Annotated in this window: 14 protein-coding genes; 11 read left to right on the top strand and 3 right to left on the bottom strand. The window is 43.4% G+C overall.

What is annotated here, in order from left to right:
- Positions 1-125 precede the first annotated feature (125 nt).
- Both ABV001_RS16565 and ABV001_RS16560 read left to right on the top strand, forming a co-directional pair.
- Complete coding sequence (locus ABV001_RS16565) at positions 126-1,895, top strand: NADH-dependent [FeFe] hydrogenase, group A6 (RefSeq protein ID WP_352423824.1); 1,770 nt, start codon at positions 126-128, stop codon at positions 1,893-1,895.
- A 142-nt stretch (positions 1,896-2,037) separates the two neighbouring features.
- The gene (locus ABV001_RS16560) at positions 2,038-2,547 is read left to right on the top strand and encodes an NADH-quinone oxidoreductase subunit NuoE family protein (protein WP_352423893.1); all 510 of its coding nucleotides are present in this window, start codon (positions 2,038-2,040) and stop codon (positions 2,545-2,547) included.
- A 32-nt stretch (positions 2,548-2,579) separates the two neighbouring features.
- Here ABV001_RS16560 and hydF read toward each other — a convergent pair whose 3' ends face one another.
- The gene (gene hydF, locus ABV001_RS16555) at positions 2,580-3,803 is read right to left on the bottom strand and encodes a [FeFe] hydrogenase H-cluster maturation GTPase HydF (protein WP_352423823.1); all 1,224 of its coding nucleotides are present in this window, start codon (positions 3,801-3,803) and stop codon (positions 2,580-2,582) included.
- A gap of 2 nt (positions 3,804-3,805) precedes the next feature.
- Positions 3,806-5,227 carry a [FeFe] hydrogenase H-cluster radical SAM maturase HydG gene (hydG, locus tag ABV001_RS16550; protein WP_352423822.1) on the bottom strand — a complete coding sequence of 474 codons (1,422 nt, stop codon included), beginning with the start codon at positions 5,225-5,227 and terminating at the stop codon, positions 3,806-3,808.
- A 381-nt stretch (positions 5,228-5,608) separates the two neighbouring features.
- Here hydG and dapA point away from each other — a divergent pair, with 381 nt between their 5' ends.
- The 6 genes from dapA to ABV001_RS16520 all read left to right on the top strand — a co-directional run bounded on the left by dapA (position 5,609) and on the right by ABV001_RS16520 (position 18,029).
- Positions 5,609-6,496 carry a 4-hydroxy-tetrahydrodipicolinate synthase gene (gene dapA, locus ABV001_RS16545; protein ID WP_352423821.1) on the top strand — a complete coding sequence of 296 codons (888 nt, stop codon included), beginning with the start codon at positions 5,609-5,611 and terminating at the stop codon, positions 6,494-6,496.
- 489 nt (positions 6,497-6,985) lie between these two features.
- Positions 6,986-10,189 (top strand): SusC/RagA family TonB-linked outer membrane protein, encoded by a 3,204-nt coding sequence (locus tag ABV001_RS16540; RefSeq protein WP_352423820.1) that lies wholly within the window; start codon positions 6,986-6,988, stop codon positions 10,187-10,189.
- 25 nt (positions 10,190-10,214) lie between these two features.
- The gene (locus ABV001_RS16535) at positions 10,215-11,771 is read left to right on the top strand and encodes a SusD/RagB family nutrient-binding outer membrane lipoprotein (RefSeq protein ID WP_352423819.1); all 1,557 of its coding nucleotides are present in this window, start codon (positions 10,215-10,217) and stop codon (positions 11,769-11,771) included.
- 657 nt (positions 11,772-12,428) lie between these two features.
- Positions 12,429-15,575, top strand: a complete 3,147-nt coding sequence (locus tag ABV001_RS16530) for a SusC/RagA family TonB-linked outer membrane protein (RefSeq protein WP_352423818.1) — start codon at positions 12,429-12,431, stop codon at positions 15,573-15,575.
- 21 nt (positions 15,576-15,596) lie between these two features.
- Positions 15,597-17,153, top strand: coding sequence for a RagB/SusD family nutrient uptake outer membrane protein (locus tag ABV001_RS16525; RefSeq protein ID WP_352423817.1), 1,557 nt, complete (start codon positions 15,597-15,599; stop codon positions 17,151-17,153).
- A 57-nt stretch (positions 17,154-17,210) separates the two neighbouring features.
- A complete protein-coding gene (locus ABV001_RS16520; RefSeq protein ID WP_352423816.1) occupies positions 17,211-18,029 on the top strand; it encodes a hypothetical protein in 819 nt (272 codons plus the stop codon).
- A 632-nt stretch (positions 18,030-18,661) separates the two neighbouring features.
- On the opposite strand, the gene ABV001_RS16515 is transcribed toward ABV001_RS16520, so the two are convergent.
- Complete coding sequence (locus tag ABV001_RS16515) at positions 18,662-18,904, bottom strand: hypothetical protein (protein WP_352423815.1); 243 nt, start codon at positions 18,902-18,904, stop codon at positions 18,662-18,664.
- A gap of 316 nt (positions 18,905-19,220) precedes the next feature.
- Here ABV001_RS16515 and ABV001_RS16510 point away from each other — a divergent pair, with 316 nt between their 5' ends.
- From ABV001_RS16510 to ABV001_RS16500, 3 genes are all read left to right on the top strand, one after another.
- Positions 19,221-21,254, top strand: coding sequence for a M13 family metallopeptidase (locus ABV001_RS16510; protein WP_352423814.1), 2,034 nt, complete (start codon positions 19,221-19,223; stop codon positions 21,252-21,254).
- A gap of 92 nt (positions 21,255-21,346) precedes the next feature.
- Positions 21,347-21,952 (top strand): riboflavin synthase, encoded by a 606-nt coding sequence (locus tag ABV001_RS16505; protein WP_352423813.1) that lies wholly within the window; start codon positions 21,347-21,349, stop codon positions 21,950-21,952.
- Between the two features lies 1 nt (position 21,953).
- Positions 21,954-22,514, top strand: coding sequence for a nitroreductase family protein (locus tag ABV001_RS16500; protein WP_352423812.1), 561 nt, complete (start codon positions 21,954-21,956; stop codon positions 22,512-22,514).
- Positions 22,515-22,639: the final 125 nt, after the last annotated feature.

The following is a 22,639-nucleotide window of genomic DNA, read 5'->3' as shown; positions in this document are numbered from 1 at the left end:
ATAACAACCGAATAACAACTGAATAACAACCGAATAACAACCGAACAACAACTGAACAACAACTGAACAACAACTGAATAACAACCGAATAACAATTGAATAACAATTGAATAACAACCGAAATTATGATTGAACTGACAATAGATAATAAAAAGGTACAGGCAGAAGAGGGAACTACCATCCTGAAGGCAGCCCGGAAAGCAGGCGTGGAAATACCTACGCTATGCCATTTTGAATTGTGCGACATGGGTATTGAGAACAGGCCCGGCGGATGCCGTATTTGCGTGGTGGAGGTAGAAGGACGCCATAATCTGGCTCCATCCTGTATGACCGAAGCACAGAACGGAATGGTGGTACATACCCACAATATACGGGTGTTGAATGCGAGGACGACCGTACTGAAGCTGATTATTTCAGACCATCCGTTCGATTGCCTGGTCTGCGCCAAATCGGGACAATGCGAGCTGCAGAGCCTCGCCATACAGTTCGGCATCAGGAGCCAACCCTATGAAGGGGAGCAGTCCCGGTACCGGAAAGATACTTCCCCTTCCATCATCCGGGAAGTGGACAAATGTATTATGTGCCGCAGATGCGAGATGATGTGCAATGAGGTACAAACGGTAGGCGCTCTTGCGGCAGTAAACCGCGGCTTCATGTCGGTGGTGGCGCCTGCTTTCGAGATGAACCTCGAAGACTCGCCCTGTACCTACTGCGGACAATGTGTCTCGGTCTGTCCGACCGGAGCATTAACCGAAGTGGATCACACCAACGATATTATCCGTGCTCTAAGCGACCCCGCCAAGACGGTGGTGGTTCAGACGGCACCCGCAGTGCGTGCCGCCCTGGGAGAGGAATTCGGATTGTCACCCGGCACGCTGGTCACCGGGAAGATGGTATCTGCCCTCCGTGAACTGGGATTCGATTATATATTCGATACCGATTTCAGCGCCGACCTGACTATCATGGAGGAGGGTGCCGAACTGTTACAACGCCTTCAGCGACACCTGGAAGGAGACCCTGAAGTGCGGCTGCCGATCCTTACCTCCTGCTGTCCGGGGTGGGTGAGTTTCTTTGAGCATAATTTCCCCGATCTGTTGGATGTTCCCTCCACGGCGAAATCGCCCCAGCAGATGTTCGGTGCCATTGCCAAGTCGTATTTCGCGGAAAAGATCGGGGTGAACCGGAAAGATATGATCGTAGTCTCTATCATGCCTTGCCTGGCAAAGAAATATGAGTGCCAGCGTGATGAGTTCAAGGTCGATGGTAATCCCGATGTGGATTATTCCATCTCTACCCGTGAACTGGCTGCCTTTATCAAGCAAGCCAATATCGACTTCCTTCATCTTCCTGAAGGAAATTTTGATGACCCTCTGGGAGAATCGTCCGGAGCAGGCGTGATTTTTGGCAATACCGGAGGCGTAATTGAAGCGGCTTGCCGTACTGCCTATGAACTATATACTGGTAAGAGATTGGAGAGAGTTGATTTTCATGCGCTGCGGGGTATGGAGGGTATCCGTTCTGCCACGGTCGACTTCGACGGATTGAAGCTGAATATAGGCATAGCGCACGGCCTGGGAAATGCCCGCAAGTTGTTGAATGATGTGAGAGCCGGTAAATCGCAGTATCACGCAATTGAAATCATGGCCTGCCCGGGAGGATGTATCGGAGGAGGCGGACAACCCTATCATCATGGTGACAGTGAGATCCTGAGCAAAAGGATCGCCGCAATCTATACTGAAGATGAGCGTAAGGTGATTCGTAAGTCACATGAAAACCCTTCTATCATCAGGCTTTATGATGAATATTTGGGTAATCCCGGAAGCCATAAAGCACACCATCTGCTTCATACCGAGTATTTTCCGAAAAGCAACGAGGTGACTTTTAACTTGATGTGATATGATGAGGTGGAAAGATGGTTAAGTGTGGAAAGGTGGAAAGGTGGGAGACTTGGAGAGTGGGAGACTTAGTTCTAAATTCAATCAAATCAACATAAGTATGAACCAGAAAATAAATATAGCGTCTACGGTGTTTGATTATATGGAGAAGGTGACCGGCAGCGATGGTGTGGAGGTAAGAGTGAATCTTCCGAAGGAGAAGATTGACAAGATCAACGATATTTGTAATGACTTCGGCAATGATCCCGGGGAACTGATCAATGTGCTGCACGAAGTACAGCATACATTCGGTTATATACCGGCAGAAGTGCAGGATATAGTGGCGCACAACCTGCACCTGTCTGTGGCGCAGGTGTATGGGGTGGTGACCTTCTATACTTTCTTCACGATGATTCCCAAGGGAGAGCATCCTGTCTCTGTCTGTACCGGTACGGCCTGTTATGTCCGTGGAGCTGAAAGGGTATTGGATGAATTCAGGAAAGAATTGGGGGTGGAAGTCGGAGAGACTGCCCCCGACGGTCGATTCTCCATCAACTGCCTTCGTTGTGTGGGTGCCTGCGGCCTGGCACCGGTGGCGTTAGTCGGCGAGAAGGTGTATGGGCGGGTATCGCCCGATGGTGTGAAAACAATCATTGCCGAGTATAAAAAGTAGCGGTATTTCTTTCCGCAAACGGGTTAGCTCTTTCAATCATCCGGGAATAGGGATAAGTTGACAGGTTTTCTTTCGAGCATTTTGGATGCTCTTCTAAAGATACCATGTATATATGCCAACACCATTCCATAGTTGGTTACCGGGATGCCCCGATCGATAAACGGACGGAGTCGGCTTGTTAACTGTTTGCGGGTCACCATGCAGCCTCCGCATTGGATGACGAGGGAGAAATCCCCTGTTTTCGGAGGGAGCTCCGATAACCCTGAAACGACCGTGAAATTCAACTCCTTTCCGGTGAATTGCTGTAGCAGGTTTGGGATCTTCACCCTGCCGATATCATCACAACTGGTCTGGTGTGTGCAACTCTCCAGCAACAGTATCCGGTCGCCGTCCTTGAGGCGTGAGATGTGGGGTGTTCCTTCCAGGAAAGCCGAGAAATTACCTTTCATACGGGCGAAAAGGATACTGAAACTGGTCAGGGGGATATCTTCCGGAAGCACTTCGGCTACTATTCCGAACGCAGAACTGTCGGTAATCGCTAAAGCAGGTCTGACGCCTAACGCTAAAAAATCGGCGATTTCATTTTCCCGTACTACTACGGTAATGCACCGGTTGTCCAGCGCATCGCGGATGGTTTGGTTCTGCGGCAATATCATCCGTCCCTCCGGGGCTTCACTATCGATAGGAGTGATGAGCAGTACCACGTCTTTTGGCTGTACCAGGTCGCCGATAAGCGAACTCTTTTGGAAAGCGGTTGGAGGTACGATCCGTTTTAGTGCGCTGATCAGTCTCTCTTTGTCTTCCGGATTGATGGTACTGAAATCGATGATTTCCGCATTGGAATGCTGGTGGATAGCACTTACGGTAATGGCAGCAATTTTGTCGATATCGTTTTTGTTATGGGCTAAAAGATAAGGGACATCATTCTTTATGCATTGTTCGATCAATTGCATCTCATAATCGCCGAACTGGTTGCCGGCAATCAGCAGGATGGCGCAATCGACCTTCATGATGACTTCCTGCGATTTCCGGATTTTTTTATTCCCGATTTCTCCCAGGTCATCTATCCCGGCAGTATCGATCAGTATGGCCGGCCCGATATCGGATATCTCCACCGATTTTTTCACAGGATCGGTTGTCGTTCCCGGGAAGTTGGAAACAATAGAGATATCTTGTCCGGTGAGCATGTTGATCAGCGAACTCTTCCCTGTATTCCTACGGCCGAATATGCCTATATGTAAACTGTTTATACTCATAACTACCGGTAAAGGTCCCGTTCTCCCTGTTTGATCCTGTCAATCTTTTCCCTTACCTCATCCTGCATCTTTTCATCCAGTTCTCCCATATTTTTCCCTATCACTTCCCAACCCTTTTGTGCGGTTGCCGCGGGGGCATAATCCTCCAGATACTCCGCCAGCGTGAGTATGGCGTTGGGAGTGCAGAACCGTTTGATAAAGCCGGGGACGGAGAACTCCATGAAATGTTCGCCGGTCCTGCCGAGGCGGTAGCAGGCCGTGCAGAACGAGGGAAGCATCCCCTGTTGCAGCAATTCGTCAACAACCTCATTGAGTGAGCGCTCATCGTTGATATGGAACTGGCTCCTGTTCAGGTCGAGATTCTTTTGCCGGGAAACATAGCTGCCCAGCTCTATTTTTGTTCCGCCGTCAATTTGCGATACCCCGTATTGAATCAGTTCGTTGCGCAGCTTGGGCGGTTCACGGGCGGTAAGGATCATCCCGGTATAGGGCACTGCCAGTCGCAGGATAGCTACCAGCCGGGCGAATTCTTCATCGGATGTGAAATAGCGATCCCCTATGTTGGACATCGACGCGTCTTTGATCCTCGGAAAGGAGATGGTGTGTGGACCCACGTTGTAGCACGCTTCCAGATGGTTGGTATGGCGTACCAGCCCCATCACCTCGAAGCGCCAATCATAAAGGCCAATCAGCGCACCGATACCCACATCGTCCAAACCGGCTTCCTGCGCCCGGTCGAGTGAAGTGAGCCGGTAATCATAATCGGATTTCTTCCCCCATAAGTGATAGTGTTTGTACGCTTGCCGGTGATAAGTCTCCTGAAACACCTGATAGGTGCCGATCCCGGCTTCTTTTACCGCACGGAATCCTTCTATATCCAGGGGGGCTGCATTGATATTCACCCGTCTGATCTCTCCGTGTCCTTTCTTTACGCTATAGGCCGTCTTCACCGTCGCAGCAATGAAGGCGGGATCATATTCGGCATGTTCGCCGAAGACCAGTATCAGCCTCTTCTGTCCATTGTCTTCCAGGGCTTCGATTTCTTTGACCAGTTCATCCCGTGAAAGTGTTTTTCTTACCTGTTCCCTGTTCGACACCCTGAAACCACAATAACTGCAGTCATTGGCACATTTATTGCCCACATATAGCGGGGCAAACAGCACGATCCGGTTGCCGTATATTTTTGTCTTGAGCGCTTTGGCGCCTTCTTTGATAATCCTTATCGATTCCTCGTCATCTGCATTGATGAGGGTCGCTGTTTCTTCCAGGTTCAGGCGGTTCTTTGAAAGCGACTTGTCAACGATCTGCCGGATTTTTGCGGGTGAGGAAGGGCTGTTATTCAGATAATCCCATATCTCATCCTCGTCGATAAACGGCTGCATGGGAATGTCCGAGATGCGGTATATTTCAGGGTTAAATCGCATGATGTCCAATTTTTTAATTCAAACTCCATCACAAAGATAGCACTATTATTGCGCTTTCATGAAACTATTTGAAATTTATTTTGTTCGTACTTTGTTCCTGTTTTACACTTACCATATCTTTGTCTTACTCTTATCTTGTTCTTACTTCACTCTTATTTATCCGAACAAGGTACGAACAAGGTACGAGTAAAGTATGAGTGAAGTATGAGTGAAGTATAGCTAAAGTATAAGTGATACGCCACGCAAAATATTGAAAATATAGGATGTCCGTAGACATAAAATTTTCAACTTCATTAAAAATATATACCTTTGTGGGCCGGAATCAATTTGTTCTTCAAATAAGTATTCCGTGAATAAACTGCTGGAAAAAACGACCAATTCATGTCAAAAGTTGATTTGAGAGGCTTGGGGGTGGCCTTGATCACTCCTTTCAAAGAGGATAATTCCGTAGATTTCGAAGCGCTTTCCCGGTTGGTGCGATTCCATTTGGAGAGTGATACAGATTATATTGTGGCTTTGGGTACCACGGCCGAAACTCCTACGCTTTCAAAGAAGGAGAAGGATGATGTAGTTCGGTTTATCGTGGAAGAGGTAGGTGGCAAAATTCCGGTAGTGATGGGGTTGGGCGGAAACAATACCGCCGATCTTGCCAGTGACCTGAAGAACAGTGATTTTTCAGGGATAAGCGCCATTCTCTCGGTCACGCCTTATTATAATAAACCCACCCAGGAAGGGCTGTACCGGCATTACTGTGCTTTGTCGCAGGCCTCGTCGTTACCTCTCATACTCTATAACGTGCCCGGCAGGACGGGGGTGAATATGACTGCCGAAACCACGCTGCGTTTGGCAAGCGATTGCGACAATATTGTCGCCATAAAAGAAGCTTCAGGCGACCTTGGCCAAATCAAATCAATTATAGACAAGGCTCCGGAAGGATTTCATGTTATTTCCGGTGATGATGCCATTACCACCGACGTTATTGCGCTTGGCGGGATAGGGGTGATATCGGTATTTGCGAATGCTTTTCCGCGTGAAATGGTGTGGTTGGTAAAGAATGCCCTTGAAGGCAACATCGCGGAGGCACGTCGTAAGATGAATGCCGATTTTGATACACTATTCCATCTCATGTTTGTGGAAGGTAATCCCGCGGGTGTGAAATGCCTGCTCTCTTTAAAGGGTATGATCCACAACGAACTTCGACTCCCATTGGTGCCAGTGAGTGAAAATACGCTCCTGGAGATAAAGAAGGAACTAGTCAGATTCAGTTGATTTTCATCTACATAAAACAGATTTTTATAGGGAGACTCCTCCGGTATGGATAACCACCGGAGGAGTCTTTTTTATTTAACCTGTCTCTGTTTTTGCCTTTTGTGGGTAAATTGTGTTATGTTTTAGTTAAAAAATATAATTTTAACGGTCGATATATTATTAGATTAATCTATTTAAATTATATTCGCAGAATATTTCTTCTTTTTGAAAGAATAATAGGGTATAATATTGTAGATAGATAATATATGTTTGTGTTTATTGGTAAAATTAATATAAATTTTATCTCTGCATCCTTTCGTAACTCTTCTTCTAGATGATGTGGGCTGAATTTGTATATTTTACCTTATTTTTTTCTCGTCATAGTAATATAATCTAAATGACGCTTCTTTGTTATTTTGGGTTGTTTGTGTTTTTGGTAAATGTAGGTATAGATAGAGAACTATTATAGTAAATGCAATTAAGAAAGTCATTAATCTAAAAAAGTAGAGTATGAAAAGAAAGCTAATGATGTTTTTGACCCTGTTCATTATTGGGATAGGGTTTGTTACTGCCCAGACACAAGTACGGGGTACTGTCGTGGATGAAGCAGGAGAACCTGTAATCGGAGCCACGATTCAGGTCAAAGGTACTTCTCAAGGCACTGTAAGCGATATGGACGGAAATTTCAACCTGTCCGCTCCTGCTGGTGAAATATTGGTTATTTCTTATGTGGGAATGCAAACACAAGAGGTGCCGGTGAGTGCGAATGTACGCGTAACTTTAGAGGCAGAAAGTGAAGTGCTTGAAGAGTTAGTTGTGACAGCAATGGGACTCACGAGGCAAAAGAAATCCATCGGTTATGCGGCGCAGGAAGTCAAAGCGGATGAATTGATCAGGGCGCGCCAAACAGATTTGAATAATGCGTTGGTCGGAAAAGTTTCAGGGGTTCGTTTTGTAGGGGGATCTGGTTCTAAATTTGATGCTGGGAAAATCTACTTAAGAGGAACAAGTTCATTAACAAGTGCTACCGGTAATGAACCCATCTACGTGGTTGACGGGGTAATTACCAATCAGAATTCCATCAATATGGATGATGTGGAAAGCATCAATGTGTTGAAAGGGCCGGCAGCTACTTCGTTGTACGGATCACGCGGAGGAAACGGTGCGATCATCATTACAACTAAAAGCGTTGCCGAGGGAAAATCGGAAGTGAATTTCAGTCATACATTGGCGTGGGAAAAAGTGTATTCTCATGTTGATATACAAAAAGAGTATGGCGGTGGATATCTCGGTGCAGATGCGGAACTTCCTACCTTTCATTGGGATGCTACCATGCCGGACTATCTGAAGCAATTCGACGGTCGGAAAATGTACGACTATGCTGATGATTCGAGTTGGGGTCCAAAATATAATGGAGAACTCTATATGCCGTGGTATGCATGGGATCCTACAGATCATCGTTTTGGACAACAAACTCCATGGGAATACCAAATGGATATTAAAGATCTCTATCGCACAGGGGTAACCAATACAACTAACATTTCATTTGCCAAAGCAGGGAAAGATTATAATACCCGTATTTCATTTACCAATGTAGATCGGGAAGGTGTGCTCTATAATAGTGATGCGATAAGAAGGTTTCTATCCATTAAGTCTTCATTTAACGTTACCGAACGATTAAAAGTAAGTTTAGATTATAAATATACATACCGCAAAAACCATAACGCGGCTGTAGAAGGTTATGGTGAATTCGGAAACTTCCTATACTCGTACCTGCAATGGGGAAATACCAATGTCAACCTGTTGGATATGAAAGATAATTATACACGGTCCGACGGGTCTTTCAAAACCTGGAATATTAACGGTCCAACAGATTTGTCAGCTGCTTATCATTGGAATCCGTACGCTTTGATGAACGAGGTAAACTGGAATAGCCTATATCAGTGGAATGTTTTCAGTGGAAACGTAGATTACACGATCTTCAAAAATCTTAAAGCGGGAGTGAATGTGAACGGTAATCTCCGGAATGTGGTAGAGGAAACTAAAATTCCAATGAATTTCGACGTCGTTTCCTCTTATTCTCAAAATCAGAACTCGTTGATAGATATGCAAATACAAGGTTATGTCAGTTTCAGTGACCGTTATGTAGATGACCGTTTAACTGTGGATGCTACTGGATTTGTGGAAAATAGGGACTATTCTTACAAAGCCAACGACGCCTTTACCAGAGATGGGTTGTTTTTGAATAAATTCTGGAATGTATCGGCTTCTACCGGTTTACCAGGAGGTTCTTCCAGCATTACCCACTATAAAACTGAGAGTATTTTTGCCACTGCCACAGTTGGTTTTGATGATACTTACTATTTAGATGCCAACTTGAGGAACGACTGGACTTCCACATTGCATCCCGATCATAACAGTTATCTTTATGGTGGATTAAGTGCATCCGTAATAATGAGTAATTTAGTGAAGGCCGATTGGTTGAACTTCTGGAAGCTGAGAGGTTCTGCAGCCCAGGTGGGTTCTACTATGGACGCCTACTTGGTATATCCGGTTTACATCACCAATGACGGGTCTAACACAAAGAAATATGGCGGATTGACCACAATGCGCCAGAGTACGAACCTGAGAGATCCCAACATCAAACCGACGATCTCTACTTCTTACGAAGTCGGTACAGAGTTTAGGTTATTCCATAATCGGTTCTGGGGAGATTTCAATTTCTATAACAGAGATTCTAAAAACCAGATTATTGACCAGAACGTAACTCCTGCCAGTGGTTATAGCACCATAAAGATTAATGCCGGTCTGATTCGGAACAGAGGTATTGAGCTTACCTTGGGGGGTATGCCCGTGAAGACCAGGGATCTGCAATGGACTGTGAATTTCAATTATTCGAAAAATAAAAATACATTGGTAGAGCTTATAGAGAATGATAAAGATGACGACTCTTACCAGATTTGGTGGACAAAATTCTATTATCCGATTTCCATCAATGCGCGTGAAGGGCAACCCATTGGTCTTATACAGGGAAATGACTGGAGACGTGATGATAATGGTAATTTGATTTTAGGGAAATTGGCTGATGGTCATGCTTTAGGTGAAGTGCGTCCTTATGTGGATACTGAAAATCAAACAAAAGATCTGGGTATTGCTCAACCCGATTTTACCGGAGGTTTTTCTACTTCACTTAATTTTAAAGGGTTTATGTTTGCGGCAGCTCTCGACTTCTCTTTTGGTGGAGACATTGTTTCCTGGACAAATTATTGGGGGAATGGTTCCGGAATTTTGACCAATACGGCCGGACTGAATGATAAGGGCAATCCTTTGCGTGATCCTGTATCCGAAGGTGGTGGTATACATCTTTCCGGGGTGGATGCCGACGGTAATCCATTAGACGGGTATTTCGATACACAATATTATTACCAGTCTTTATATCCTCAAGTGTGGGCTCCTTCTGTTTATGATGCGTCGTATGTGAAATTGAGAGAAATATCAATAGGATATGAATTGCCGAAAGCTTTCCTTAACCGAACCGGCCTTGGGTTGAAAGCTGCAAGTATTTCGTTTGTTGCCCAAAATCCGTGGTTGATTTATTCGGGAACCCCCAATATAGATCCTTCGGAAACAAGCGGCTCCAGCTATAACTATGTAGAAGGAGGACAATCCATTTCTACCCGCTCCTATGGCCTGACTGTCAATCTTACTTTTTAAATAACAGAATTAAAAATAAGACATTATGAAAAATAAAATTATATATATATTTTCTTTAATAGGAATATTGTCTTTGGGTAGTTGTGGGGATTTTGGAGATATCAATTTGGATCCCAACAATCCGTCGCAGGCTGATACCCGTTTTCTATTTGCCAGGGCAATGCAAGGTGTTACTTTTGGTGTATACACTAGCGCTCCCGCACCAAGTGTCAGTCTTTATGACCCATTTAGCCAGCTCTACCCGCAATATTTTGCCGAAGCGCAAAATATCCAGTATACTGAATTTAAAATTGTTGATTTTGCGTTAAGTACTTACTACAATACTTTCCTGCGCAATTTAAAACTGATCATCGCCATGAATGAAGATGAAAATCAGAATACGACGGAGTTTGTTGGCGCAATGGGGAGTAATAATAACCAAATTGCTGTCGCCAAGACATTGGAAGCGTTTTACTATATGCATATGACAGATATTGTTGGGAGTATCTATTATTCAGAAGCATTATTGGGTGATGAGGGTAACTTTACCCCAAAATTCGATACCCAGCAGGATATCTACACTGCTTTAGATGCCGAATTGAATGAAGCATACACTTTATTTGAAGAAAGTGGTCACTTGAACAGCAGTTATGACATCCTTTATAATGGCGACGTTTCAAAATGGAAGAAGTTAAATGCATCATTGAGAATGCTTTTGGCGATTAAATTGTCGGATGTGGCACCGGACGCAGGTAAAACGCGTTTTGCCAAGGCGTATCAAGATGGTGGTATGCAAACCAATGACGATAATCTACGCTATCAATATCTCAACGAAACCGCCAACATGAATCCGTTGCATGATAATATGTCTATTTCCCGGAGACAGGATTTTGCTCCTTCAAAAACGATTGTCGATGTATTATTATCGTACAAGGATCCCCGTGTGATGAGTTACGGCATTCCCAACCCTTATGATAAATTTGAGGCTGTTCCATTTGGAGTGCCTCGTGCCAATATTTCGGAATATAAAGGTAAGATAGTAATGTTCAATCCCAAATTGTATAGGATGAACGCTCCTATTACCATTATTTCAGCATCAAGAATATTGCTCGTGGCAGCGGAAGCGGCAGTCAGGGGCTGGATCAGCGCTGATGCAGCAGCACTTTACAAGGAAGGTATAGACATGTCATTCGAGGAAAAAGATTTTGCGACCGATGTTGCGGGTTATAAAAACAATGACCCTGATTTGTGGGAAGATTGGGAAGCTGAATATGGTTTTGTTTTGACGTTAGACGATTATCTGGCACAACCTGTGATTGCATTGACAGGGTCTGACACGGAGAAAATTGAAAAAATAGCCATGCAACGTTGGCTCAACGGATTCCTGGAAGATGGTATTGAAGCCTGGTCCGACTGGAGAAGGCTGAATGTCCCCAAATTGGTTCCCGGGCAGGCGGCAGACCCAATTACCCATGTACCATATAGAAGGCAGTATTATCTGATCGATTACGAGACAAATATGGATAATTATAAACAAGCTATTGCAGCGCAAGGCTCCGATAATTTCGATACCCGAGTTTGGTGGGATGTTGCGGATAATTAATGTTTGTAATTCATTAAAATAAAGACCTTTCAGTTCATTTTAGATAAACTCTACGAAAAAATAAATATTATTGAAAGGATCGAACAGGGCCAGGAGTGATTCCCCGCCCTGTTTTTTTATTCTTTGGCCAATAAAAAATATGACTTGTAGTTTGGTTGTAATTTATGGTTGTTGGAATTCTATGAATGGATTTTGATCTTTTCTATGTTAAAAAACGATTTTTTGTAAGGAAAAATTGTGAAATTAAAATAGAATGATATAAATTTGCGACAAATTATTTAAGAAAGTAGAGACAGATGAGATTTAAGTTAGGAAACCATACAATAGAATCCTTTTTGTTAATAAATATTAACGGGGGGGGGGGGTAAACCGCTTTATAATCTCCTAAACTCTATATTATCCCTTCTTAAAAAGTTATCATCCCATTTTATTTGTGCATTTGATGTTTTGTCGAAATATCTTTTCGGCATGCATTCCCTTTTTGTGCCGGTTTCCTTAAAGACCGGCACCCCTTCGTGTATCCCGACAAACCACATTCACAATATATTATTTGGCAATTTACGGCTTTATACATCTTATAAGCCGTATATATGCTTCCCTTTTGTCATAAAAGCAAAATATTATTTTGAGTAAATTATTAATTAAAAAACGTAGAGTATGAAAAGAAAACTAATGATGTTTTTTGCCCTGTTCTTTATTGGGATAGGGATTACTGTGGCTCAGACACAGGTACGGGGTACCGTGGCGGACGAAACCGGGGAGCCGGTGATTGGAGCTACTATCCAGATTAAAGGTACTTCGCAGGGAACCGTAACAGATATAGACGGGAATTTCAATCTGTCCGCCCCTGCCGGAGGAACATTGGTAGTCTCTTATGTGGGATTTCAAACACAGGAGGTTCCAGTAGGAGCTGATCTGAAAATAGTATTGGTACCCGATGCCAGATTATTGGAAGAGGTAATGGTTGTAGCTTACGGAACGGCAAAAAAAGAATCTTTTACTGGTTCGGCGGCAGTGATTACTACTGATAAGATAGACAAAAGAACCGTATCCGATATAACAAAAGCACTGGACGGACAAGCTCCCGGTCTTTTGACAACTTCGGGAGGAGGACAACCGGGAGAGGGGGCTTCTGTGAGAATTCGTGGATACGGATCCATTAATGCTGCGGCTACTCCTTTGTATGTGGTAGATGGAATCCCCTATGATGGAGCTTTAAATGCCATAAACCCGGAAGATATTGAATCAATGACGATATTAAAAGACGCTTCTGCAGGAGCATTGTATGGCGCACGTGGTGCTAACGGGGTTATTATTATTACCACTAAAAAAGGACGGGAAGGAAAGACACAGATTAATTTTAAAGCGAGCTATGGCTGGGCTTCCCGTGCAATTGACCCCTATGCAATGGTCAATCAGAAGGAATATGTGCAGTTGACTTATGAAGCTTTGCGTAATGGTTATGTTTTTAATAGTGGATACGATTGGGATGTTGCTTCAAATCAGGCAAGATCTGAATTATCTTCAACATTGGGAGGTGAAATATATAATCCTTTCAAAAACTATACATGGGATAATATTATTAATCCAACAACCGGGCAAGTTCAGGCAGATGCCGTTTCTGCTTGGGATGAAAACTGGGTAGATGCCGTTTCAAGAAGCAGCGCCCCCCGTCAGGAATATCAATTGTCATTTTCCGGGGGAACCAATACAATGCAAAGCCTGTTTTCTTTTGGCTATCTGAAAGAGGATGGAGTGTTGGAAAATACCGGTTTTGAACGATTCAGCGGAAGGGTAAGTGTGGACAATCAGGCGAAATTTTGGCTGAAATCAGGGCTAAGCGCTTCATTCTCTTCAAGTACTCAGAATTATTCTACCTATACCGGTTCTTCTACCGCGAATGTTTGGTACACAGCTCAATTTATGGCTCCTATATTTCCCGTGTATGAAAAAGATTTAACTGGAAATGATGTTTTGGATGCTAACGGGAAAAGACAATTTGATTATGGTTCGAATAGGCCTAAGGCGAATAATTTCAGTGCATTGGCGACTTTGTATGATGATAAATCCGATCGAAAAAATGATAATTTAAGCGCAAGGAGTTATCTCGTATTTGGTTCGGATGAAGAGAAAGCCGGTTCTTTAAAAGGATTAAAGCTTAATCTGAATTTTGGGGTAGATTATAGGAACCAAAACCGGTTGGTATATTATAATATATACCATGGGAATTTTGCTACCAGTGGAGGGTTGATGAGTAAATACAATACCCGGATGCTGAGCCATACCTTTAATCAACTCCTTACCTATAATCGAAAATTTAACCAGCATAGTCTCGATGCTTTGATCGGACATGAAAGCTATGCGTATAAATACAATTATCTTCTCGCTTCAAGGACCGGTTTGGTGGAAGGAATTTATGAACTGGCTCCGGCTTCAACAGTGAAAGATGCAGATTCTTATGAGCATAATTATACCCTTGAGTCTTATCTCGCTAATATCAATTATAACTATGATGAGAGATATTATTTCTCAACCAGCTTCCGTAGGGACGGTTCTTCTCGTTTTTACAAGGATAATCGTTGGGGTAACTTCTGGTCGGTTGGTGCAAATTGGCGAATATCGCAAGAAGAGTTTTTAAGGGATGCAGACTGGCTGGATAATTTATCTATTAAAGCCAGTTACGGTGTGCAGGGAAATGATAATATCCTCGATCCTGACCAAAACCCTGATTATTATCTTTGGGCAAGTTATTACGACTACACTTGGCCAAATGCTTATTTGCCCGGAGCCACAATATCTTCTCTGGAGAATAGGAAAATTACGTGGGAAAAGAATCATAACCTGAATATTGGTTTTGAAAGCAGATTTTTGAATCGGTTCGATTTGTCTGTAGAGTATTACAATAGAAAAACCGAAGATATGTTATTAAAATATCCCATGGCACTGTCAACCGGTTTCAGCGGATATAATGAGAATGTTGGAAATATCAGGAATAGTGGACTTGAATTTACCATAGGTGCACAAATCGTAAATAAACCTGATTTTACCTGGCGTGCTACTTTGATGGGATCTACGGTAAATAATAAAGTGTTGAAATTGACTAACACTGAGAAAAATGAAATTATCTCCGGAGTATATGCTATTAAAGAGGGTTATGAACTGAACACTTTCTATATGGCCAAATCGGCGGGTGTTGATCCCTTGACAGGAGCACAATTATACTGGGCTTATGACTCGATGGATGATAATGGAAAAGCCGTAGGAGAATATATAACAAGTGATTACAGTAAGGCGTCCACTTCAAAATACTTTTTAGGTAGCCGTATCCCGGATCTGTATGGTAGCCTTAGTATGGACTTTACGTTCCTCAAATCCTTTGACTTATCGTTACAAACGACCTATTCGATAGGTGGTAAAATTTACGAAAGCCTCTATCTGGGTTCGATGAATATCATGTATAACGGGGATACATGGAATAAACATGCCCTGCGCCGTTGGCAAAAACCGGGTGACGTAACAGATGTTCCTCGTGTGGAGATCAATCCTCAGTATACACAGAGTGATCGCTTTTTGGTGGATGCATCTTATTTTGCCATCAAAAATGTCACATTAGGATATACCTTGCCCAACAAATTGTTGAAAAAGATTGATTTTAATACTTTGCGTTTATTCTGCACTTTGGACAATTTTGCCCTTTTCTCTCATTTAGATGGTATGGATCCCCAATATAACTTTTCGGGTGGAACTGCCTATACATATACGCCAAACAAAACATTTTCAATTGGTGTTGATGTGAAATTTTAATTATAATAACAAGGAATCAATATGAAAAAGAAATTATATTCAATACTTTTCCTGATTGCGGGAGTAATATGCTTGATAAGTTGTAATGACGACTTTCTGGAAACATCCCCCACCGACAAAGGAACAGCAGATGATATGTTCAGTACCGGTAAGAAAGCGCTGGTTCCCCTGAATGGTATTTATCGCATGATGTATACACAAGGCTGGTCAACAACCGCTAATGTGCAACAATGCGACGGCCTTTCCGCATGGAACCTTGCGGCTGACGTGATGGGTGAGGACATGGTGATGAAAGCGCAGGGAAGCGGATGGTATTGGTACGATGCCGTATATAATGTCAAATCACGTTTTACGAGCAGTGCGTGGAGATCTTATGACCTCTGGAACGGTTATTACACGTTGATTTCAAATGCCAATTACATTATCAATGCCGAATCTACTATGGGCGGCGACGAGGCAGATAAAAATTATGTGATCGGGCAAGCTTATGCCATACGTGCCTATTGCTATCATTATTTGGCTATGTTTTTCGCACGGACTTATATAGGCCATGAAGACGAGCCCGGGATACCCCTTTATACGGAACCAACTGGGATTGGAACCGGTGGAAACCCTCGTGCAAAACTCTCGGAGGTTTATAAGCTGATAAGAGAAGATATTGATAAGGCCGTTACTTTATTGAAGGATGCGCCTGAACAGACCGATAAAACCCATATCGATTATTATGTTGCCAATGGCATCAAAGCACGTATTTGCCTTACCACCAACGAATGGGCGGAAGCACGGGATGCTGCAAAAGAAGCCAGGGGAAATTATACTATTGGGGCAGCCGGTGATTTGACGAGTGGCATGAATGATGTGAATAAGAGAAATGTGATGTGGGGGGCTAAAGTAATTGAAACGCAAACTCCTGGTTGGGGTCCGTTTTTATACCATATGGATGCAATAACCATGTGGGATGCCTCTCAGACCTCCGTTTATGCAAGAAGTGCTCCAAAATGCATAAGTATTCCCCTATATAATAAAATGGGACAACAAGATGTTCGCCGTCAGTGGTGGGAACCTACCAAATATTCATCGGTAGCTCCTTATCTTCAGGTGAAATTCCGTTTTTCCAATGCACAAACTTCCACAGGAGACAAACTGTGGATGAGGGTGGAAGAAATGTATTTAACCGAAGCTGAAGCCGAAAATAGGTTAGGAAATGATGCGGCTGCCAGAAAGCTGCTGGAGGACTTGGTAAAGACGCGTGATCCCGGATATACTACTTCCAAATCCGGCACTCAATTAGGTGCGCTTACCTCAGATGAAACCGGGTCTCTGCTTGAAGAAATACTTGTTCACAGACGTATTGAGCTGTGGGGTGAATATGGTCGTGTCTTTGATATCAAACGTTTGAAACAAGGATTCACCCGTACTACGGCAATGGGATGGCCAACCAGCGCACTTATTACAGGCGTTGACACGCAAAATCCTGAAACATACGCATGGGTTTTGACAATACCGCAGGCCGAGTTTGACGGAAATGAAAGTTTAGATCCAAAAACGGATCAAAATCCCGTAGGGGATCAACCCTGATAAATCTATGGAGTATTGGATTTTAAAATGATGAATTTAAATATTAAAAAATAGGATATGAAGAATATAAATAAATTATTTATTTGGGTCATTCTATCGAGTATTTTTATCTCTTGTGATAAGGATAATGAGGGTACCCTATTTTCTGCCGGCCAGGCTGATAAAGCCACTTTTCTTACCCGGTCTGCGAATTGGGATTTAAATGATGCCACTTTGAAAGTTGTCGTGGGAAGGACGGCAACTGCCGGAGGATTTACTGTGCCTGTCTCGGTGACTACAACTGCTGCAAATGCGGCTTATGCAAATGTGTTTGGAATTACTTCCCCCGCAGTATTTACTGATGGAGAAGAATATGCGGAATTAACACTGGGATTCTCAGACTTATCTACGATTAATCCCGCAAGTCTATCCATTATTCCTAATGGAATGGATGTGAATGTAGGTTTATCCTATCCCTTTTCTCTGACAATTGCCTCGGAACAGGTTGCCTATGGAAATATATCAACCTTCAATGTGGCAACATCAAATAATCTTGAATTTGAAGAAGTGGGTGAAGCTACATTGGATTCCAGTGGTGGATGGGAGGAAGATGTGATCTCTAATGTAAAAGTCCAGAAAGCCAAAGGGTCAGAAGTATATAAGATCGTGCAACCTTTTGGATATACCAGTATTGCATTTATGATTTTAGCGGATGGAGAAACTGTCACTTGTCCGAATCAGATAATTTACAATCATTCGGGCTATGGTCCTGTGACCATGGGTAGTGTGAAAGGAACCTATGATGAGGCCGAGAAGAAAGTAACCCTTACGGTAGGCGCTTATACCGTCTCGGCAGGAAGTTTTGGCGGAGGTACTGAAATTATTTATTTACCATAACTTCGAATGTAAGTATGACAATTAAAAAGAATAAATAAAAAACCTTTCAGTTCAATTTATATAAACTCTACATTAAATTAAACACTATTGAAAGGATCGAACAGGGCCAGGAGTGATTCCCCGCCCTGTTTATTTTTTTGTTCTGCTTTTGGGTAATATGCCTTTTAACTTTATGTGATCCTTGCGAGTAGTTTGTATGAGAAAGGTCTGTTGTCATTGGGACAAGCTGGTCATGTGTAAAACCCAAGTATCTTATCGGATAAATGGATGTCTGTTCGACCTGTTTACTTCTGCATTGTGGTTATAATGATTTTGAAAGTGCCTATGGTATTCTCTTTCTCAAATTTTTGGGGTTTTGCCGACAGTCCCAAATAGTCATAATAATGACTTCCTGTTTTTCTTCATCGACACGATAAATAAGCTTGAAAAGTTGCCTGACTACCATTGATCGGTAGGTTTTCGGTAAATCTTTTAATGCGGGTTCTATGGGGCCATAAATGGTTGTTGAGAAAGAAGCAAAGTTGCATTATAAATATCTGTAATTATTTTATTTGCAGCTCTCTCACTTTTGCTATAATAGAAGTCATAAATAACCTCTATTGATTTTGTAGCCTCTGATGACCAGATAACTTTCATTTCTTATACTTTTCAAATACTTTTTCTGTTGAAAAGAAAATGCCATTAAGATAGTCTTCTTCCGCTTTCTCTACGGAAGCCTTTAATTCTTCTTCCGTCTTTGGAATATTTAAAAAAGCATTTGTATGTTTCATACTGCGATAAAATGCTATTTGTTCCATTATAAGGTTGTCATCTTGTTCGTTCAAGAACTCTCGTATAAATTCTATCTTTGCAGTATTTAATTCGGTTGTTGTCATTGTCCTTTAATGTATAATTGTATTTCGCGCTTTGTTCGATTCAGTATTGTCAGAATACGACTTTATCTTGTAAAGATATGCAAGGTTTATCTAAAATCCAAATATTTTATCGGATAAATAGGGGTTGAAATCGTCTGTTTTCGAGTTTAGCGATATTCACGAACATCGTACAAAATATTTTTGTACTTTTGTATCTTGTTATATGTAAGAATATAAATAAGGAGAAAAGAGATTTTTATTCAAAATGAGGATATAATGACATGTTGAAGAAGTCTTTATTCCTTGTTCTTTACTCTTTATTCTAAAAAATAGTCATATGAAACGGATTGTATATCCTATTATCGTTTTAGCTGTTATGATCACCACAAGTTGCACACAGCAGAAAGCAGGGCAGCCCAAGGAGCGGCTCGATCTCTCTAACCTCGACACCACGGCTGCCCCCGGTGCGAGTTTCTATCAATACGCTACCGGAGGATGGCAGGAAGCCAACCCTATCCCCGATGAATATGCGCGGTATGGTTCTTTCGACCAATTGCGCGAAAACAACCAAACGCAGATACAGTCCCTGATAGAGGAACTCGGAAAGCAGGAAAACCCTGTGGGTTCCAATGCGCAGAAGGTAGGCGACCTCTATAAAATGGGTATCGACAGCGTGAAGTTGAATGCCGATGGTGCGGAACCGATACGTAAGCAACTGGAAGAAATTGCGGCGATCTCCGACAAGAAAGATGTTATCCGGATGACCGCCGGGATAAGCCGTTTTGCGGCTAACCCGTTCTTCGGATTTTATGTAGGCCCCGATGACATGAACAGCGCCATGAATATTGCCCATCTTTACCAGTCGGGTATAAGTATGGGCGACCGGGATTACTACCTGCTACAGGATGAACATACCAAAATGGTACGGGGAGAGTACGAGAAGCTGATAAAAACACAGTTCCGCAATGCCGGTTTTAGTGATGAGGATGCGCAGAAGGCTGCCCTTAACGTGCTGAATATAGAAACAAAACTGGCGCAAGCGCACTTCACAAGGGAGATGCAACGCCAGCCGGAGCTTAATTATCACAAATTGGCGATAGCCGATCTTAACTCGCAGGTTGCTCCATTTGAGTGGGCATATTATTTTGAGCAGGTAGGGGCTGCCGGTATAGACAGCATGAATGTTGGACAAATAGAACCGGTGAAAGCAGCTATTTCCATTATCGACAAAGAACCGGTGGACGTGCTGCGTGATTATCTGGGCTGGAAAGTAATCAATTCTGCCGCCGGATATCTCAGTGATGATTTTGTCAATGCCAATTTTGAGTTCTATGGGAAGACATTGAGCGGGAGCAAAGAACTTCGTCCCCGTTGGCGGAGAAGCATAGATGCTGTGAACGGGTCAATGGGAGAAGCGGTCGGACAACTCTATGTACAAAAATATTTTCCACCGGAAGCCAAGGAACGGATGCTCGACCTGGTAGGCAACCTGAAGACTGCCTTGGGTGAGCGCATTGCTGGCCTGGAATGGATGAGTGATGCCACAAAAGCAAAAGCACAGGAGAAACTGAGCACGTTTATCGTGAAGATTGGATATCCCGACAAGTGGAAAGATTACTCTTCTCTTGAAATAAAAGACGATTCTTATTGGCAAAATAAGGTGCGTGCATCTGAATTTGCTTACGCCGAGATGATGGATGACCTGGGTAAGCCGGTCGACAAGACCAAATGGTTTATGTCGCCCCAAACGGTCAATGCTTATTATAATCCCTCCTCCAACGAAATTTGTTTCCCTGCCGGAATTCTTCAACCACCCTTCTTTTATATGGACGGTGACGATGCAATCAATTATGGCGGTATCGGCGTGGTGATTGGTCATGAGATGACGCATGGGTTCGACGACCAGGGACGTAAATTCGACAAGGATGGCAATTTGGCTGAATGGTGGACTGCCGAAGATGCCGGACGGTTTGAAGAGAGGGCCAATGTGCTGGTCGACTATTTTAATAATATAGTCGTATTGGATACTGTGCATGCCAACGGCCGTTATACATTGGGTGAGAATATTGCCGATCATGGCGGTTTGCAGGTTTCCTATCACGCTTTTCAGAAAACCCGGCAAGCGCAGTTGAACGAACTTCTCGATGGTTTCACTCCGGCACAGCGTTTCTTCCTGAGCTATGCTGCTCTTTGGGCGGGAAATGTGCGGGATGCCGAAATTCTCCGTCTTACGAAGGTGGATCCCCATTCACTCGGCAAATGGCGTGTGGACGCAGCGCTGCCGCATATCGGTGCATGGTATGAGGCATTCGGTATCCAACCTTCCGATCCGATGTATCTTCCGGCGGAAGAACGGGCGGCTATCTGGTAAAATTACCAATTACCAATTACTAATTATTAGATTGTTAAATCATTACATCATCATAACTTGTCCCGATTTATCGGGATCAACAAATCATCAACATGTTTTCAGGAATTGTAGAAGAAGCGGCAACGGTGGTAGCATTGAATAAGGATAGAGGTAACCTGCATATAACGTTACAGTGTTCCTTTACCGGAGAACTGAAAATCGATCAGAGTGTGTCGCACAACGGAGTGTGTCTCACCGTGGTCTCCATCGACGGGGATACCTATACCGTAACGGCGATTCAGGAAACCCTGGATCGGTCGAACCTCGGCCTTTTGGAGGTAGGAAGCAGGGTAAACCTGGAGCGCAGCATGCCGATGAACGGACGGCTTGACGGCCATATCGTACAAGGCCATGTGGACCAGACCGCTGTCTGTGCGGATGTGGAAGAAGCAGGTGGTAGTTGGTATTTCACCTTCGAATATGCATTTGACCGTGAGATGGCAAAAAAAGGATATTTGACCGTAGACAAAGGATCCGTTACCGTGAACGGTGTCAGCCTCACTGTAGTGGAGCCTACGGACAATAGTTTCAAGGTGGCTATTATCCCTTATACCTATGAATTTACCAATTTTCATCAGATAAAGAAAGGGTCGGTGGTGAATCTGGAGTTCGATATTATTGGTAAGTATATCAGCCGGATAGCGGCATTAAACGCCTGATATGGATTTTTTGGAGTTTGTATCTACCCGCCAGAGTGATCGCGCTTTTGATCCTGAACGTCCGGTAGAGAAAGAAAAAATAGATCGCATCGTGGAGGTGGCCCGGCTGGCTCCTTCGGCATGTAACGCACAGCCATGGCGGATGATTGTGGTGGATGATCCGGAACTGAAAAACAAAGTTGCTGATGCCACCTCCGCCCGTGCATTGGGAATGAATCACTTCACCAAACAAGCGCCGGTGCATATCGTATTGGTAGAAGAGAAGGTGAATCTCACCTCCGGAGTCGGTGGATGGGTGAAACAGAAAGATTATGCCCAGATGGATCTCGGGGTAATTGCCGCGCATATTGCGTTGGCCGCTCATGCCGAGGGGTTGGGTTCCTGTATCCTCGGATGGTTCAACGAACCCAGGATGCGGGAGGTCTTGTCGATCCCCGAATCAAAGAGAGTATGGCTCGATATCGCGATAGGGTATAGCGTGCAGCCGTTAAGGCAAAAAAAACGAAAAGCATTGGCAGATGTGGTCTCATATAATGGGTATAAGGATAGTGTAAAAAAATAATAAATATAATTTAATCGTTTATAAACATTAAACTTTTATCTTTTTAACACGATGTTTGTTCCGATTTTTGGTGACATCGCAAAAATATGTCATCTTTGTACACGCAAAAAAATTATGAAACAAGG

This window comes from Proteiniphilum sp., from assembly GCF_040307845.1.
GTDB lineage: Bacteria > Bacteroidota > Bacteroidia > Bacteroidales > Dysgonomonadaceae > Proteiniphilum.
This window is presented reverse-complemented; position numbering and strand designations above follow the sequence as displayed.